Origin of the sequence: Microbacterium sp. Leaf320, assembly GCF_001423485.1 — a bacterium.
In the GTDB taxonomy this organism is placed as follows: domain Bacteria; phylum Actinomycetota; class Actinomycetes; order Actinomycetales; family Microbacteriaceae; genus Microbacterium.
Map to the genome: position 1 here is coordinate 1 of NZ_LMOD01000003.1, position 16,346 is coordinate 16,346.

A 16,346-nucleotide genomic window follows, 5' to 3' on the forward strand; every position below is an offset into this window, starting at 1 on the left:
TTGGCATTTGACAAGTGCACGCTGTTGAGTTCTCAAGGATCGGATGCTCCCACGACCCAGTCATCACAACCAGGCCCGAAGGGCAACTTCTCTATCTTAGCCACCCTGTCTCGCTTGTCAAATCAGCGCGCCGTGCAGATCTTGGATCCGCTGCGCAGCTTATGACAGCCGCAGAAGGGGTGGATCTCCCATCCTAGACGCAGGCGCCTGTTCTCGCAAGTGAGTGGAGTGGAGGTGGTTCTCCGCTTGAGGGGGGTGAAGCTCTCGGCCTCTCCGCTTCCCTGTGGGGCGAACAAGTAATAAGTTACGTGGGTTCCGGGGTTCTGGCAAATCGAGGCACCACCCCCGGGCGTGTCGCACCCAGTCCGCTCGAGGATTTCCCCAGTCCAGGGCCGGTTATCGTCTCGGATCGGCGTCACGAGTACGATCGCAGCGTGACCCAGCCCCCGATTCCCTCCCCCTCAGCAGCGCTCTTGGAGCGGGTGTTCTCCGATCTCGGCATGACGGACCACACCGTGGATTTCGACGCCGGGCCACCGTGTCCCGTCCCCCTCCCCTCGCGTCTGGCCACCGCGGATCTCGCGTGGGCGAGCGTTCGAGCCGTAAGCCTGGTGGCCGGCGTCCGCGGGCTGCCCGATCCGGATCGCATCTCCATCGCTTACAGGAGCGACCGCGTTCTCACGATCGATGGCAAGGCACCCGGCGTGTGGTCTGCGTATTCGGGGTTCTGGCGCTCTGCCGACGGATGGGTGCGTACCCACGGCAACTATCCGCACCACGCTCACCGACTCCTCGCGGGGCTCGGACTCGATCCCGGCGCGAGTGGCGACGACATGCGTGCAGCCATCCTCGAGTGCACGACAGTCGAAGCGGTCGGACTCATCACCGCAGAACGTGGCCTCGCCGTCCCCGTGCTCCGCGAGGATCCTCACCTCGATGCGCGGTGGCGCTCCACTCCCCTGCTCGAGGTCACACGACCGGATGTCGAGGATTCCCGCGTTCATCTCCGCAGCACTCCGCTCGCGCAGGACCGCGGTGCACCGCTCACCGGCATTCGCGTCCTCGACCTCACGCGCGTGATCGCGGGCCCCGTGTGCACCCGCACTCTCGCGCTGCTCGGCGCCGATGTGCTCCGAGTGGATCCGCCCGACCTCGCAGAGCCCGAGTGGCAGCACCTCGACACCGGCCACGGCAAGAGGACGACGCTGCTCGAAGCGAGAAGCGAGCGCTTCCGCGAACTCCTCGCCGCCGCGGATGTCGTCGTGCTCGGGTACCGGCCGTCATCGCTCGACCGCCTCGGCATGTCTGCATCCGCACTGACCGAGCAGTATCCGGGGCTGGTGATCGCCCAGCTCAGCGCCTGGGGCGTGGATGAGCCGGATCGCGTCGGCTTCGACAGCCTGGTGCAGGCCGCATCGGGGATCTCGCTGATCGAGTCGCCCGACGCTGATCGGCCAGGAGCGCTCCCTGCCCAGGCGCTCGACCACAGTGCCGGCTACCTGCTCGCGACCGCTGTCATCGCGCTGCTCGAACGGCGTCAGCGCGAAGGCGGCAGCTGGACGGTGCGCACGTCACTGCGTCGGGTGGCCGCTGAGCTGCTCGGGATGCCTCGCGCCGATGAGCCGGAACCGCTGCGCGAGTTCGACGCCAGTGCTCACTCCACGACGTTCGACGTCGCCGGGCGGCAGGTCACCACGGCGAGTCCCGCACTTCCCGGGCTCGAGTTCGCGGCGCCGCATCGGTGGGGGTCGGATCAGCCGCGCTGGTGATGCCGGCGGAAGAGCGGCAGGGCCAGGCACAGCGCCAGGGTCAGCGCGCCCCATAGTGCGCAGGCCGGAGGCAGCATCCGATACGCGAGGTGCTGATACGTGAACTCCTCGGTGAACGGACCGTACGCCAGGTATCCGATGACCGTGGCCGTCACCAGCACCACCGGAAGCGACAGCCACCACGAGATCCGGACTCCCGCAGGCAGTGTCCTGGGCACGTCGCCCCGCGGTTCGGTTCGATGCAGTCGGAGCGCCGCCCAGATCGCGATCACCACGAGCCCGATCACGCTCGACCCGTGCTGCAGCCACTTGTAGCCGGTCAGAGGGCCCCACATCTCGTCGAGCGCGGGGAAGGCATCGACGCCCCAGCGCCCCTCGTGCGTGAAGAGATCCCAGACGATGTGCGACAGCACCCCCAGGATCAGCGAGACGGCGAGCAGCACTGGATACAGCCGGCGCTTCGACCCGGCACCCACAGAGAGTCGTGCCGCCTCCACTCCCGATTGGGACCACTCGGCAGGAATCCGCGTCGCCAGCCACAGCGGGGCGAGCTCACCGACGGCCGGACGCAGTACGACCCGCCAGATGACGAACAGCACGAAAGCGACCAGCGCCGTCCACACCACGTTGCCGAACGTGTGCGTGAACGAGTAGTCGAGGCCGACACCGCGCAGGAACAGCGGAAGGTCCGGGGTCATCGCGCCGATCGCTATCGCCGCCGGCACCAGCGGGGTGCGGATGAAGGGCAGGGCGACCAGGGCGTGGCTCGGTGTGAACGGCATCCGATGTCTCCTGTCGGTTCGGCCGGCGTGAAGCGTGACGGCGGCCGCCTGAGAACAGCCCAGGCGACCGCCGTCACGCGATCAGACCGCGATCGTCACGTGAGGAAGACTCCCGCGAGGGTCTTCTTGCCGCGGCGGAGCACGGAGACGCCTCCGGGAAGGGCTCCCTGCACGGTGGCTGCCTCGTCGTCGACGCGTTCGCCGTCGAGCGACACGCCGCCCTGACCGATCGCGCGGCGAGCCTCGGACAGGCTCGAGACCAGCCCCGTCGCGACGAGCGCGTCGACGACCGACGAGCCCGCATCGACCGTGGCATTCGGAAGCTCTTCCAGCGCGGTGCGCAGCGTCGATGCGTCCAATGCGGTCAGGTCACCCTGGCCGAACAGAGCATCGGATGCCGCGATCACGGCGGCCGTCGCGTCGATCCCGTGGACCGTCGCGACGACCTCGAGCGCCAGGCGCTTCTGCGCGGCACGCCGGAACGGCTCGGACTCGACGAGCACCTCGTACTCCTCGATCTCGGCGCGTGTCAGGAACGTGAAGACCTTCAGCCGCTCGATGACGTCGGCATCCGCAGTGCTGAGCCAGAACTGGTACATCCGGTACGGGCTGCACATCTCCGCATCCAGCCAGATCGCATTGCCCTCGCTCTTGCCGAACTTGGTGCCGTCACTGTTCGTGATCAGCGGCGTGCCGATCGCGTGCGCGGCTACGCCCTCGGACCGACGGATGAGATCGGTGCCGCTGGTGAGGTTTCCCCACTGGTCGGAGCCGCCCGTCTGCAGGACGCAGTCGTACTGGCGGTACAGCTCGAGGAAGTCCATGCCCTGCAGGATCTGGTAGCTGAACTCGGTGTAGCTGATGCCCTCATCCGAATTCAGGCGCGCGGCGACCGCATCCTTCTTGAGCATCGTGCCCACACGGTAGTGCTTGCCGATCTCGCGCAGGAAGTCGATCGCCGACAGCGGCGCCGTCCAGTCGAGGTTGTTCACGATGCGCGCGGCGTTGTCGCCCTCGAAGCTGAGGTACCGTTCGACCTGCGTCCGCAGGCGCCCGACCCACTCCTCGACGGTCTCACGCGTGTTGAGCGTGCGCTCGGCGGTGGGCCGCGGATCGCCGATGAGGCCGGTCGAGCCGCCGACCAGGCCGAGCGGCTTGTGCCCGGCGAGCTGGATGCGACGCAGCGTCAGCAGCTGCACCAGGTTGCCGAGGTGCAGGCTGGCAGCAGTCGGGTCGAAACCGCAGTAATACGTGATCGGATCCCCGGCGAGAAGGGCGCGCAGCGCCTCCTGGTCAGTGGACACATGGACGAGGCCGCGCCACAGGAGTTCGTCCCACACGTTCTCGAACGTGGGGTCGATCGCCGGCGGGGCGGTCGTCAGATCGGTATTCGACACGCGCTCCAGGCTATCAGCGGTGGGCGCCCGCCATTCGCCGCGGCACGGACGGATGCTGCTGTCAGCTGTGGGCTGCCCACCACACCAGGAACGCCGCCCCCAGCCCGATCACCCAGCTCACGAGACTGCCCACCAGGAAGTACTCGGCCCGCGCCCCGGTCTCGCCGTCGCGCGAGATCTCGGGGAATCGCACGATGCCCTTGGCCGCGAGCATCGCCGCGAGGATCGGGTAGGCGGCGGCCAGCGTGAGGATCATCACCAGGATGCGCTCGAGCGGGCCGATCAGGCGCCCGCCCTTGAATCCGGCCCGCGGGTCGGACACCGGGGCATCGGCGGTCATCCCTTCGACAGACGCGCTTTCTGCGGCCGCGCCCTCGACAGACGCGCCCTCGATGGGGGATTCTGCAGCGCCGGCATCCTGCCCCTGCTCCGCGGCGACGCCGTCGGCGGCAGCAGGGATCGAGACCGCGGTGTCGGACGCGACGAGCCGCAGCTCGGCGGGCCGCCAGGTGTGCTCGCCGTCGAGCGCGGCGCGCACCACGAGGTTCGAGGACTCGAGCAGGAAGACCGCCGCGCCCAGGGTGAGGATCGCGAGATCGAACGGGACGTCGCCGAAGGGCGAACGCAGGGTCCATACCGAACCGATCAGACCGGCATCCGACCGAGCACCGAGCCACACCACGGCACCGATGCTCAGCACGCCGAGGAGTACGGCGGGCCAGAACCCGAGCGGCGCCGATCGCTCCGACGGCATGCACCAGACCCACAGGGCGCCGACGACCAGACCTGCGAGCATCGGCAGCAGCGCATCGCTCACGCTGCCGAGCAGCAGCAGGATGACGGCCACCGCGAGGTAGCCGATCCACCGACGCGGCGCGAACTGCCGCACGAGATCGGCGGCGCCCACCGCCAGCAGCAGGAAACCGGCGACGATCATGCGTTCGATCCTCTCAAGGCGGCCACGCCCTCGATCAGTGCGGCACTCCCCGCGCTGCGCAACGACTTCGAGACGCTCGGCTGCGAGATGCCCTCCTCGGCCGCCAGCTCATGCTGCGATCTGCCGATCAAGCGCCCGTAGGTGAGACGGCGCTCACGCTCGTTCATCGCGCCGACCAGCTCGTCACGGACGAGGAGGTAGGCGTTCGATGCGGCGATCACGCTGTTCATGACCTCATCCTGCCCTGGAGCACCGACAATCCATGTGCGCGTACGCGGCACGGTGCGGCCCTCCCTCGCATGCACGGTCTCGATCGCGGCACGCGCGGCGTACCAGCCGGGGCCGTCGGCGAGCTCGCCGTGCACGGAGTCGACCGCGCGCACGTCGCCGACGCCGATCCCGAAGCGGAAGGCGATGCCGTCGGGAAGAGCGAGCTGGATCATCAGAAGCGACACCATCGCATCGTCGAGCGCGAGGTAGACGCCCTGCTGCTCGTCCCCTACCGTGGGCGTCAGCGACTGGTGCGCGAGAGGCAGATCGCCCTCCACCCGCCTGATGGTGTCGTCGAGGATGCGCTGCGCCGCAGACCGATCGTCGAGCTGGCGGGAGCCCACGATGTCGGCGAGTACGGCGATGACCATGTGATAACCGTATCACGAATAACTTCCATTTATGCCCTATTTGGCTATAGTCTCGGAACATGCCTGAATCAGCAATCATCCCCTGGGCCGAAGGCTCCTGGACCCACCCACCCGTCGCTCTCTCCACCGAGGGCGAGAACCTCGACGTGACCGCGGTGGAGGGCAGCGACGCCTGGCGGCACACCGCCTACGGCTTCGTGCACGACACCGAGCACGCGCTCCTCGCTCCCCTGGCGGTGGGCGAGGCGATGGACGTCACCTTCCGTGCACCGTGGGACGGCCAGTTCGACCAGGCCGGAGTCTTCGTGCGCATCGATGACGAGCACTGGATCAAGGCGGGCATCGAATACGCCGACGAGCACCTCGGCCTCGGAGCCGTCGTCACCGACATCCGATCCGATTGGTCGGTCGGGTACGTCGATGACTGGCACGGCAGCGAGATCACCGTCCGCGTGAGCCGCTGGCCGGATGCCGTGGTCGTGCGCGCACGTGCGGATGACGGCGAATGGCGCCTCGTCCGGGTCGCTCCGTTCGACGGCGACGCCGCCGCATACGCCGGTCCGTTCCTCGCAGGCCCCACCCGTTCCGGGCTCGTCGTGCGTTTCATCCGCTGGACGCGCTCGGCCGCCGACGCCGCCCTGCACTGAGTCTCACCAGCGGACCACCCGCGGAGAATCGAACGGCCCGCGGAGACTCTCGTCGAGAGTGTCCGCGGGCCGTTCTGCGTGGTGCGAGTCGTCGCGTCGCCGGGACGCCGGCTAGAGGCCGAGCGCGTGCGCGGCCGCCTGAGCGCGGGCCACGAGCTCTGCGCGCTGCTCCGCCACCCGCACGGGTGCGGTTCCTCCGGCTCCGGTGCGCGATGCCACCGACCCCTCGATCGTGAGAACCTCACGGACATCCGGGATCAGGTGCGGCGAGACCGACAGCAGCAGCTCGTCGGAGGCATCCTCGAGGCCGATCCCCTGCTCCTCGCAGGCCCGGACGAGGGCGCCGGAGATCTCGTGCGCATCACGGAACGGGACACGCCGCTTGACGAGCCACTCGGCGACATCTGTCGCCAGCGAGAAGCCCTGAGGCGCGAGCGCCGCCATCCGCTCGGTGTCGAAGCGCAGCGTCGCGATCATTCCGGCGAATGCGGGGAGCACGACCTCGAGCGTCTGCACGGAGTCGAATACCGGCTCCTTGTCCTCCTGCAGGTCGCGGTTGTACGCGAGCGGGAGGCCCTTGAGCGTGGCCATGAGACCCGACAGGTTTCCGATCAGACGCCCGGACTTTCCGCGAGCCAGCTCGGCGATGTCGGGGTTCTTCTTCTGCGGCATGATGCTCGACCCGGTCGAGTAGCTGTCGTGCAGCGTCACGAATCCGAACTCACGCGTGTTCCAGAGGATGATCTCCTCGCTCAGACGCGAGATGTCGACGCCGGTCATCGCGGTGATGAAGGCGAACTCCGCCACCACGTCGCGTGCGGCCGTGCCGTCGAGGGAGTTCTCGGCCGGACGATCGAGGCCGAGCTCGGTGGCGACGAGAGCCGGATCGAGGCCGAGCGTCGAACCGGCGAGCGCTCCCCCGCCGTACGGCGAGACGCCGGCACGACGACGCCAGTCGACGAGACGCTCGAGCTCGCGCACGAGGGGCCATCCGTGCGCCTGCAGGTGGTGGGCGAGCAGCACGGGCTGCGCGTGCTGCAGGTGCGTGCGTCCGGGGAGGATCGCATCGGGGTGCGCCTCCGCCTGGGCGACGAGCGCATCGATGACGCGGAGCAGGTCACGGGCGATCACGCGGGCATGATCGATCAGGTACATCCGCACGAGCGTGGCGATCTGGTCGTTGCGGCTTCGCCCTGCACGCAGACGCCCACCCAGTTCCGGCCCGAGCTCGGCGATGAGAGCCTGCTCGAGAGCACCGTGCACGTCCTCATCGGATGGGACGGGCTGCAGGGTGCCGTCCGCGACCTTGCGCGCGACGGCATCCAGTCCCTCGTGCATCCGGGCCGCCTCGTCGGGCTCGAGATACCCGGCCGCCGCGAGCGCGGTCGCGTGGGCGTGGGAGCCGGCGATGTCGTACGGTGCGAGCACCCAGTCGAAGTGCGTCGAGCGGCTGAGCTCGACCAGCTCGGGCGAGGGTCCGCTCGCGAAACGAGCACCCCAGAGCGCGCCCTCGTTGGTGCCTTCGTTCTTCGAGTCGACCATCACGCGTCCTTCTTGCCGAGCAGCCAGACGAGCAGCGCCTTCTGTGCGTGCAGACGGTTCTCGGCCTCGTCCCAGACGACGCTCTGCGGGCCGTCGATCACCTCGGAGTCGACCTCGTAGCCACGGTCGGCAGGGAGGCAGTGGATGAAGATCGCCTCGGAATCGGCGATCTGCATCGTCTCGGGTGTCACCTTGTAGCCACCGAGATCGCGGATGCGCGCGAGCTTCTCCTCCTCCTTGCCCATCGACACCCAGGTGTCGGTGACCACGACGTCGGCACCGGCTGCGGCTTCGACGGCGTCGGTGTAGAGCGTGATGGACCCACCGGTCTCGGCGGCACGGCGGTCGGCCGCCTCGACGACGTCGGCGCGGGGCGCGTAGTCGGCGGGCGACGCGATGCGCACATGCATGCCGGCGGTGACGCCGGCCAGCGCGTAGGAGTGCGCCATGTTGCTCTGCCCGTCCCCGAAGAACGTCAGCGTGAGCCCCTTCAGGTCTCCCTTGTGCTCGCGGATCGTGAGCAGGTCGGCGAGCAGCTGGCACGGGTGGAAGTCGTCGGAGAGCGCGTTGACGACCGGGACCGTGGTGCCCGCGGCCATCTCCTCGAGCCCCGCCTGCGCGTAGGTGCGCCACACGATGGCCGCGACCTGACGCTCGAGAACGCGAGCCGTGTCGGACGGAGTCTCCTTGCCGCCGAGCTGACTGCTGGCGGTCGAGATGATCAGCGGCGAGCCGCCGAGATCGGCGATGCCCACCGCGAACGAGACGCGGGTGCGGGTCGATGACTTGTCGAAGATCACCGCGACCGTCTGGGGACCGGCGAGCGCCTTGTTCGCCCAGCGGTCCTTCTTCAGTTCGATGGCGAGATCGAGGATCTCCGCCTGCTCGGCGGGGGTCAGATCGTCGTCACGCAGAAGGTGGCGGGTCATGCGAGGGCCTTTCCGGATTCGGTGAGGGATGCCTGGACATCGGCGAGCGATGCGGCGAAGAGTTCGCGGAACTCGGCGAGCTCGGCGTCTCCGATGGTGAGCGCCGGCGCGATGCGCACGGTCTCGGGGTTCGCGGCGTTCACGATCAGCCCGCGCTCCTGGGCGGCGGCGACCACGTCGTTCGCGACGGGGGCGCTGAGCGCCACGCCGATGAGGAGTCCGCGACCGCGGATGCCGGTGACGAGGGGCGAGTCGAGCCCGGTGATGATGTCACGGAGCTCCTCACCCCGACGCGCGGCGTTGTCGACGAGGCCCGCGTTCTCGATCTCGGTGAGCACCGCGTCGGCCACGGCGGTCGCCAGCGGGTTGCCGCCGAACGTCGAGCCGTGCGAACCGGGGGTGAAGAGCGAGCTCGCCGCACCGTAGGTGACGAGTGCGCCGATCGGGAAGCCGCCGCCGATGCCCTTCGCGAGCGTGATGGCGTCGGGGGTGATGCCCTCGTGGCTGAATCCGAACCAGGCTCCGGTTCGTCCCGCGCCCGTCTGGATCTCGTCGACGATGAGCAGTGCTCCGTGCTTCAGAGTCAGCGACCGCGCCGCCTGCAGGTAGCCCTCCGGCAGCTCGACGACGCCGGCTTCACCCTGGATGGGCTCCACGATCACGGCGGCGACCCGATCGTCGATCGCTGCCTCGAGAGCCTCGATCGTCGCCGGTATGTGCTCGACGCCGCCGGGCATCGGCTCGAAGGGCGCGCGCATCGCAGCCTTGGCAGTGAGCGCGAGCGAGCCCATGGTGCGCCCGTGGAACCCGTTCTCGAGGGCGATGATGCGCGGCTTCTCCGTGCCGCCGTGGAGACGGGCGAGCTTGAACGCCGCCTCGTTGGCCTCGGCTCCGGAGTTCGAGAAGAAGACGCGGCCGTCGATGCCGGCGCCGGCGAGGCGCTTCAGCCGTGCGGCGAGCGCGAGCTGCGACGGGGTGGCGAAGTAGTTCGACACGTGTGCGAGAGTCGCCGCCTGCCGTGAGACGGCCTCGACGAACACCGGATGCGCGTGCCCGAGCGACGTCACCGCGATGCCGGCGAGGAAATCGAGGTGGCGCTTGCCCTCGGAGTCCCAGAGGTACGAGCCCTCGCCGCGCGTGAGCATCGCCAGGCGGGGCCCGGCGTTGAGGACCAGATCGCTCGCTGCGTCATCCTGCCAATTGCTCATGCGTTCGTCCCTGCGCTTCCCATGACCACTTCTGTTCCGATTCCCTTGCTGGTGAAGAGTTCGACGAGCACCGAGTGCGGCACGCGTCCGTCGATGATGGCGGCGGCGTCGACGCCGCCTTGGATCGCATCCAGGCAGGCCTTCATCTTCGGGATCATGCCGGATTCGAGTGTCGGGAGCATCTCGATGAGCGCCTCCGAGGTGAGGTGCGAGACGAGCGAGTCGCGGTTGGGCCAGTCGGCGTAGAGCCCGGGGACATCCGTGAGGATGACGAGCTTGCGTGCGTTCAGCGCCACGGCGAGGGCTGCAGCCGCGGCATCCGCGTTCACGTTGAGGGACTGACCGGGGTGGTCGAGATCGGGCGCGATGCTGGAGACCACCGGCACTCGGCCGGCCGCCAGGTGGTCGAGCACGGGCGTCGGGTCGACCTCGACGACGTCTCCGACGCGTCCGAGATCGATCTCCTCGCCGTCGATCACCACGCCTCGACGACGACCTCCGAAGAGCCCCGCGTCCTCCCCGCTGAGACCGGTCGCGATCGGACCGTGCGAGTTGATCTTCGAGACGAGCTGCGGGTTCACCTGACCGGTGAGCACCATGCGCACGACGCTGATCGCCTCGGTGTTCGTGACGCGGTAACCGCCCTTGAACTCGCTCGGGATCTCGAGCCGCTGCAGCATGTCGGAGATCTGCGGCCCACCGCCGTGCACGACCACCGGCTGCACGCCGACGTAGCGCAGGTAGGCGATGTCCTGCGCGAACGCCTCCTGCAGCTCGTCCGAGACCATGGCGTTGCCGCCGTACTTGACCACGACGATCTGGTCGCGGAACTTCTTCAGCCACGGAAGCGACTCGATGAGCGTCGCGGCCTTGACCGCGGCGACGTCTGGCGTGGTGTCCTGGATGTCGGTCATGAGGCGTAGGCGCTGTTCTCGTGCACGTAATCGTGGGTGAGGTCGTTCGTGAGGATCGTGGCCGTGTCGTCGCCGACCTTGAGGTCGATCACCAGGTGCGTAGCACGGGGCGTCAGGTCGACCTCTTCGCGGGGGCGATCGGGGCCGCCCTCGCTGCACACGCGCACGCCGTTCATCCAGACATCCACGTCGTATGGGTCGAACTGGGCGTTCGTGGTGCCGATCGCGGCGAGCACTCTGCCCCAGTTGGGGTCGTTTCCGAAGATCGCCGCCTTGAACAGGTTGTTGCGGGCGACCGAGCGGCCGACCTCCACCGCCTCACTCTCGGAGACCGCGTGCTGCACCTCGATGGTGATGTCGTGGCTCGCCCCCTCGGCATCGCCCTGCAGCTTGACCGCGAGCTGCTGGCACAGCTCCCGCAGTGCGGCCGAGAACTCCTCGAGGTCGGGAGTGACGCCGGACGCACCGTTCGCGAGCAGGGTGACCTGGTCGTTCGTCGACATGCATCCGTCGGAGTCGAGCCGGTCGAACGTGGTTCCGGTCGCGGTGCGCAGCGCGGCATCCGCCTCGAGCGGCTCGAGCACGGCATCCGTGGTGATGACGACCAGCATGGTCGCAAGGCCGGGGGCGAGCATGCCCGCGCCCTTGGCCATTCCGCCGATGCTCCAGCCGTCGCGGCTGACGACGGCGGTCTTCGACACGCTGTCGGTGGTCATGATGGCCTCGGCCGCGACCTCGCCGCCGTCGGTCGACAGCTCGGCGATCGCCTGTTCGGTGCCCGAGAGCACCTTGGCGCGGAAGACCTCGTCGCCCACGCCGATCAGGCCCGTCGAGCAGATCAACACGTCGCCGGCACTGACGCCGAGCAGCTCGGCTGCCTTCTCGGCGGTCTGATGCGTCGTCTGGAAGCCGAAGCTGCCGGTGAAGCAGTTCGCTCCCCCGGAGTTGAGCACGACGGCCTCTACGACGCGGTCGGCCACCGCCTGCTGCGACCAGATGATCGGGTTGGCCTTGGCACGGTTGCTCGTGAAGACTGCGGCGCCGACCTTGCGCGGGCCGCGGTTGACGACCACGGCGACATCGGGCTTGCCGGTCGATTTGAGGCCGGCGGCGACTCCGGCCGCCTCGAATCCTGCGGGGGCGGTGACGCTCACGGCGCGACTCCGTTCACTGAGAGGGCGCGGGACTCGGGCAGCCCCAGCGCGAGGTTCATGGACTGGATGGCAGCGCCTGCGGTGCCCTTGACGAGGTTGTCGACGGCGGTGACCACGGTCACGCGGTTCGCGGCACGGTCGATTGCGAGACCGATCAGCGCGGTGTTGGCGCCGAGAACATCTGCCGTGCGCGGGAACTGACCGGCCGGCAGCAGCTGCACGAAGGTCTCGTCACCGTATGCGTCCTCCCATGCGGCGCGGATCTCCGCGTCGCTGACGCCATCGACGATCGGTGCGGTCGACGTGGCGAGGATCCCCCTCGACATCGGCACGAGCACGGGCGTGAACGAGATGCGGATGCCGTCGGGCGCGGCTCCGGACGCCGCGGCGAGCGCCTGGCGGATCTCGGGGATGTGCCGATGGGTCCCGCCGACCGCATAGGGGTTGGCGCTGCCCAGGATCTCGCTGGCGAGCAGGTTCGTCTTGAGGCTCTTGCCTGCGCCCGAGGGACCGACCGCGAGCACCGAGACGATGTCACTGGCATCGATCACACCGGCCGCGACTCCCGGGGCCAGGCTGAGGCTCACCGTCGAGGCGTTGCAGCCGGGGGCAGCGATCCGTGTCGCGCCGCGCAGCGTCTCCCGCTGCTTGATGCCGCCGACGAGCAGCTCGGGCACGCCGTACGCCCAGGGCTCGTGGAAGTCGCCCCCGTAGAACGAATCCCATGAGTCCTGGGAGGTGAGTCGGTGGTCGGCTCCCGCATCGATCACGAGCGGGGTGTCGCCGAGCGCGTCCGTGTACTGGCCGGACTGACCGTGCGGGAGGGCGAGGAAGACGATGTCGTGCCCTGAGAGGATCTCTGGGGTCGTGTCCTGCAGCGTGAGGTGGGCGAGAGAACGCAGATGCGGCTGATGCTGCACCAGCGGTTGGCCTGCATTCGAGTGCGCCGTGACGGTGCGGATCTCGATGTCGGGATGCGACGCGAGGAGGCGCAGGATCTCGCCGCCCGCGTAGCCGGATGCGCCGGAGACGGCGACGGAGTACGTCATGCTTCTACCTTAACGGTCAGGCCCCGTGTCGAACTCGGGGTGCAATGTCGGGAACCGGGGCGGCGACACCGGCACTCGACCGCCGTGCGTGTGCAGGCAGAAGCGCAGGGTCGCCTAGAGTCGGCGGCCGCTGCGGCGTCGGCGCACGGCGATGACGCTCGGAGCGCCCTTCGACTCGCTGCGCTCGCTCAGGAACCGCGTGGCGGGAGCGAAGGCGGGCGAGGACATGCCGCGACGATAGCGCGCTCGTCGCGGCATGCGCAAATCCGATCCGTCACGCAGAGGCGGCAGAAGCGAACGGTGCGGCGAAGAAGGCGAGCTCGTGGGCGCTCGACACCTCGAAGGCGCGAAGCATCCGTTCCCGGGTGGCCGGGGCAGCGGTCGCCGCTGCGTCCGAGACCAGGGCGATCGCCTGGTCCGTGGCGTCCTCGAACCCCGGGTCCGCGTAGGTTGCGAGCCAGGAGGCGTACGGATGCCGGGGATCCCGCGCATATTCGCCGAACTCCCCCGCGTGCAGACGCTGGCCGAGGTCGGTGTAGAGCAAGAAGCACGGCAGCACCGCGGCGATGAGCTCGGCGTAGTCGCCACCGAAGGCCACGGAGCGCAGGTGGTCGAGGTAGGCCACAGTCGCAGGAGCGGGAGCAACCGAGAACATCGCCGCGTCCACTCCCTCACCCGGAGTCAGCCACGACGCATGCAGCTCGAGTTCGCCGATGATCGCCCCCTCGGCGGAGCGCGCCCAGAACGCCTGCTCGTGCGGAGTGGGAGAGAGGAGTGAGGCTTCGGCGAGCACACGGGCGTACTCGCGGAGGTACAGGGCATCCTGAGAGAGGTAGAACAGGAACGGCTCCCGATCGAGAGTGCCGTCGGCCAGTCCGCGGATGAAGGGGAGGTCGTCGATCCCCGCCCTCACGTCGGCTGTGCGCGCCCACAACGTGGCGCGGATCTGCTCCGGCGTCGGTCTCGTCTCGAGCCCGCCGCGCTCCCACAGTCCTGCGAGATGGCTGACCGGTCCGTGACCGCGTCCGACGTGCAGTGGCTCGCTCTCGCGCAGTGACTCGCGCAGCCACGCCCGGGTCGAGGCGACGGCGTCGACGGCCGTCTCGCCGCGAGCCAGACGGGTGGCCAGTGCAGAGGAGAGCGAGCACCCCGTGCCATGCGTGTTCGCGGTGCGGATCCGAGTGCCCTGGTACTCCCGTCGCACTCCCTCGGCGGCGTTCACGAGCGCATCGGGGACGTCGTCCCCGGCGAGGTGCCCGCCCTTGACGAGCACCGCCGCCCCGATCGCCGTCGACAGCTCCTCTGCTGCGGCGAGCGCGTCGCCCCATCCGGCGATCGTCCGCCCGGCCAGCACGGCGAGCTCGTCGAGGTTGGGGGTCACGACGTGTGCACGGCGGAGGAGCCCGCGCAGTGCCGCCTCGGCGTCCTGATCGAGCAGCCTGTCGCCGCTGGTGGCGACCATCACCGGGTCGACGACGACGATCGGCGGCCGAACGGCATCGAGCCAGTCGGCGACCGTGCGGATGACGTCGGCGTTCGCGAGCATCCCGATCTTGACCGCGTCGATGACGATGTCGTCGGAGATCGCATCGAGCTGCTCGCGCAGGAAGGCCGCAGGCGGCACATGCACGCCACGCACGCCGGTGGTGTTCTGGGCGGTCAGCGCGGTGAGCGCCGCCATGCCATAGCCGCCGTTCGCGGCGATCGACTTGAGGTCGGCCTGGATCCCCGCCCCACCGGACGGGTCACTCCCGGCGATGCTGAGCACCCGCGGCGTGCCCGCCTCGCGCCAGCGACGCACGAACGCCTCTGCCGTCTCGGCCGGATCCGCAGCCGCGCACAGCGCCGAGACCACCGCGAGGCCGGCCGCACCCGCACTCCGCAGCCGCTCGGTGTCGTCGATGCCCACACCTCCGATCGCCACGCACGGGAGCACGGTCGTCTCGACGAGGGCACGGAAGCCCTCGACGCCGAGGGCCGGCGGGTGGTCGGGCTTGGTGGTGGTGGGGCGGATGACGCCGACGCCCAGATAGTCGACCGTGCCGGGCGGCAGCGCGCGCACAGCCTCGAAATGCTCCAGGCTGTTCGCCGTGAGGCCGATGAGCGCCTCGGGCCCCAGTGTCTCGCGTGCTCGCAGCACCGATGCGTCGCCCTGCCCGAGATGCACGCCGTCGACCCGCGCTCCTTGCTCACGCGCGGCGAGGGCAGCATCCAGGCGATCGTTCACCAGGAGGAGCGCACGGCCGGCGATCACGCGCGACAGCTCGACCAGCTGATCGGCGGTCTCGGCATCCGTCGCGCTCTTGTCTCGCAGCTGCACGATGCGCACTCCCCCGTCGACGGCACGGCGGACGGTCTCGACGACACCGCGTTCCCCGCAGAGGTCCGGGTCCGTCACCAGATACAGCGAGAGGTCCGCGATCACAGCGCACGCTCCTCGACGCGTGCCGCAGCGCCGATGTCGTGCGGCTCCACGGATGCGAGCGCGTCGAGGAACTCGACCGCGAAGCTGCCAGGACCCGAGGCCCGTGCGGCGGCGCGTTCCGCGGCGATCGTGTACACCAGGCTCGCCGACGCGACGGCGGTCAGCGGATCGGACCCGGCGGTGCGGGCGGCCCCCAGGAAGGCGGCCATCACGGCGCCCAGTGCACACCCGCCACCGGTGACCCTGGTGAGCAGCTCGTCGCCGTTCGCGATCCGCACGACGCGCAGCCCGTCGGTGATCAGGTCGACGGGCCCCGAGACGGCGACGACCGAGCCGTGACGGGCGGCGAGTGCGAGGGCGGCGTCGGAGGCGGCATCGGTGGTGTCGGTGGCATCGACCCCGCGCCCTCCGGCGCTGAGTCCTGCGAGTGCGAGGATCTCGGAGGCGTTCCCGCGGATCGCCGTGGGGCGCGAGGCGACGAGGTCGTGCGCGAGCGCGGTGCGCACGGGCAGCGAACCGATCGCGACCGGATCGAGCACCCAGGGAGTGCCCGCCGCCGTAGCACCCGCGACGGCTTCGAGACTCGCGGCCCGCTGCTCGGGGGTCGGAGTTCCGAGGTTGATCAGCACTCCGGACGCGACGCCCGCGAAGAGACCCGCCTCGTCGACGATGTCGACCATCGCGGGTGCTGCCCCGAGAGCCAGGAGCACGTTGGCCGTGAAGCCGGTGACGACGGAATTGGTGATGCAGTGAGTCAGCGGTGGTGACTCACGGAGCGCGGACAGCAGCTCGGCGGCCGAGGCCACCAGGGTCGATTCGGATTCTGGACGCAGACGATCGCTCATTGCGACATCCCTTCGCTAGTACGAACTAGATCAGGTTCGACGGGTCTGTTCTCAGCCGCGGATGCGGCACCCCGTGTCACTGCTCGAAGTCTAGCGACGACCGGAGA

General features: G+C 69.2%; 14 protein-coding genes and 1 riboswitch. Of the genes, 2 read left to right on the plus strand and 12 right to left on the minus strand.

From position 1 onward, the window contains the following. The first annotated feature begins 434 nt into the window (after positions 1 to 434). The gene (locus tag ASF63_RS09765) at positions 435 to 1,769 is read left to right on the plus strand and encodes a CoA transferase (RefSeq protein WP_235560765.1); all 1,335 of its coding nucleotides are present in this window, start codon (positions 435 to 437) and stop codon (positions 1,767 to 1,769) included. On the opposite strand, the gene ASF63_RS09770 is transcribed toward ASF63_RS09765, so the two are convergent. The 4 genes from ASF63_RS09770 to ASF63_RS09785 all read right to left on the minus strand — a co-directional run bounded on the left by ASF63_RS09770 (position 1,754) and on the right by ASF63_RS09785 (position 5,526). Further along, on the minus strand, positions 1,754 to 2,551 hold the full coding sequence (locus tag ASF63_RS09770) for a DUF4184 family protein (protein ID WP_056513015.1): 798 nt from the start codon (positions 2,549 to 2,551) through the stop codon (positions 1,754 to 1,756). The two genes, ASF63_RS09765 and ASF63_RS09770, sit on opposite strands and share 16 nt — an antisense overlap. Before the next feature lie 95 nt (positions 2,552 to 2,646). Further along, positions 2,647 to 3,948: a tyrosine--tRNA ligase gene (gene tyrS, locus ASF63_RS09775; RefSeq protein ID WP_200934008.1), complete on the minus strand. Its 1,302-nt coding sequence runs from the start codon at positions 3,946 to 3,948 to the stop codon at positions 2,647 to 2,649. 61 nt (positions 3,949 to 4,009) lie between these two features. Beyond that, complete coding sequence (locus ASF63_RS09780) at positions 4,010 to 4,885, minus strand: hypothetical protein (RefSeq protein ID WP_056513021.1); 876 nt, start codon at positions 4,883 to 4,885, stop codon at positions 4,010 to 4,012. Next, positions 4,882 to 5,526, minus strand: coding sequence for a SatD family protein (locus tag ASF63_RS09785; RefSeq protein ID WP_056513024.1), 645 nt, complete (start codon positions 5,524 to 5,526; stop codon positions 4,882 to 4,884). The genes ASF63_RS09780 and ASF63_RS09785 overlap by 4 nt, the downstream gene beginning before the upstream one ends. Positions 5,527 to 5,585: 59 nt before the next feature. On the opposite strand from ASF63_RS09785, the gene ASF63_RS09790 reads away from it, so the two are divergent. Continuing rightward, on the plus strand, positions 5,586 to 6,173 hold the full coding sequence (locus ASF63_RS09790; RefSeq protein ID WP_056513027.1) for a DUF1349 domain-containing protein: 588 nt from the start codon (positions 5,586 to 5,588) through the stop codon (positions 6,171 to 6,173). 111 nt (positions 6,174 to 6,284) lie between these two features. Here the strand turns inward: ASF63_RS09790 and argH are convergent, their stop codons facing one another. The 8 genes from argH to thiM all read right to left on the minus strand — a co-directional run bounded on the left by argH (position 6,285) and on the right by thiM (position 16,239). Further along, positions 6,285 to 7,715 (minus strand): argininosuccinate lyase, encoded by a 1,431-nt coding sequence (argH, locus tag ASF63_RS09795; protein ID WP_056513028.1) that lies wholly within the window; start codon positions 7,713 to 7,715, stop codon positions 6,285 to 6,287. Next, positions 7,715 to 8,644, minus strand: a complete 930-nt coding sequence (gene argF / locus ASF63_RS09800; protein WP_056312147.1) for an ornithine carbamoyltransferase — start codon at positions 8,642 to 8,644, stop codon at positions 7,715 to 7,717. The genes argH and argF overlap by 1 nt, the downstream gene beginning before the upstream one ends. Next, a complete protein-coding gene (locus tag ASF63_RS09805; RefSeq protein WP_056513031.1) occupies positions 8,641 to 9,852 on the minus strand; it encodes an acetylornithine transaminase in 1,212 nt (403 codons plus the stop codon). The genes argF and ASF63_RS09805 overlap by 4 nt, the downstream gene beginning before the upstream one ends. Then, complete coding sequence (gene argB, locus ASF63_RS09810; RefSeq protein ID WP_056513034.1) at positions 9,849 to 10,766, minus strand: acetylglutamate kinase; 918 nt, start codon at positions 10,764 to 10,766, stop codon at positions 9,849 to 9,851. The genes ASF63_RS09805 and argB overlap by 4 nt, the downstream gene beginning before the upstream one ends. After that, a complete protein-coding gene (argJ, locus tag ASF63_RS09815) occupies positions 10,763 to 11,920 on the minus strand; it encodes a bifunctional glutamate N-acetyltransferase/amino-acid acetyltransferase ArgJ (protein ID WP_056513037.1) in 1,158 nt (385 codons plus the stop codon). Before argJ ends, argB begins: the two co-directional genes overlap by 4 nt. Beyond that, on the minus strand, positions 11,917 to 12,969 hold the full coding sequence (gene argC, locus ASF63_RS09820) for an N-acetyl-gamma-glutamyl-phosphate reductase (protein ID WP_056513040.1): 1,053 nt from the start codon (positions 12,967 to 12,969) through the stop codon (positions 11,917 to 11,919). The genes argJ and argC overlap by 4 nt, the downstream gene beginning before the upstream one ends. Positions 12,970 to 13,243: 274 nt before the next feature. Then, positions 13,244 to 15,394, minus strand: a complete 2,151-nt coding sequence (thiD, locus tag ASF63_RS09825) for a bifunctional hydroxymethylpyrimidine kinase/phosphomethylpyrimidine kinase (RefSeq protein WP_056513043.1) — start codon at positions 15,392 to 15,394, stop codon at positions 13,244 to 13,246. Beyond that, the gene (gene thiM, locus ASF63_RS09830; RefSeq protein ID WP_056513046.1) at positions 15,391 to 16,239 is read right to left on the minus strand and encodes a hydroxyethylthiazole kinase; all 849 of its coding nucleotides are present in this window, start codon (positions 16,237 to 16,239) and stop codon (positions 15,391 to 15,393) included. The genes thiD and thiM overlap by 4 nt, the downstream gene beginning before the upstream one ends. Next, positions 16,230 to 16,323, minus strand: a riboswitch (TPP riboswitch). It overlaps the preceding gene by 10 nt. Positions 16,324 to 16,346: the final 23 nt, after the last annotated feature.

Coding starts and splice junctions, on each gene's coding strand:
- ASF63_RS09770 (WP_056513015.1), bottom strand. CDS start 2,551: ATGCCGTTCACACCGAGCCACGCCCTGGTCGCCCTGCCCTTCATCCGC.
- ASF63_RS09780 (WP_056513021.1), bottom strand. CDS start 4,885: ATGATCGTCGCCGGTTTCCTGCTGCTGGCGGTGGGCGCCGCCGATCTC.
- ASF63_RS09785 (WP_056513024.1), bottom strand. CDS start 5,526: ATGGTCATCGCCGTACTCGCCGACATCGTGGGCTCCCGCCAGCTCGAC.
- ASF63_RS09790 (WP_056513027.1), top strand. CDS start 5,586: ATGCCTGAATCAGCAATCATCCCCTGGGCCGAAGGCTCCTGGACCCAC.
- argH (WP_056513028.1), bottom strand. CDS start 7,715: ATGGTCGACTCGAAGAACGAAGGCACCAACGAGGGCGCGCTCTGGGGT.
- argF (WP_056312147.1), bottom strand. CDS start 8,644: ATGACCCGCCACCTTCTGCGTGACGACGATCTGACCCCCGCCGAGCAG.
- ASF63_RS09805 (WP_056513031.1), bottom strand. CDS start 9,852: ATGAGCAATTGGCAGGATGACGCAGCGAGCGATCTGGTCCTCAACGCC.
- argB (WP_056513034.1), bottom strand. CDS start 10,766: ATGACCGACATCCAGGACACCACGCCAGACGTCGCCGCGGTCAAGGCC.
- argC (WP_056513040.1), bottom strand. CDS start 12,969: ATGACGTACTCCGTCGCCGTCTCCGGCGCATCCGGCTACGCGGGCGGC.
- thiM (WP_056513046.1), bottom strand. CDS start 16,239: ATGAGCGATCGTCTGCGTCCAGAATCCGAATCGACCCTGGTGGCCTCG.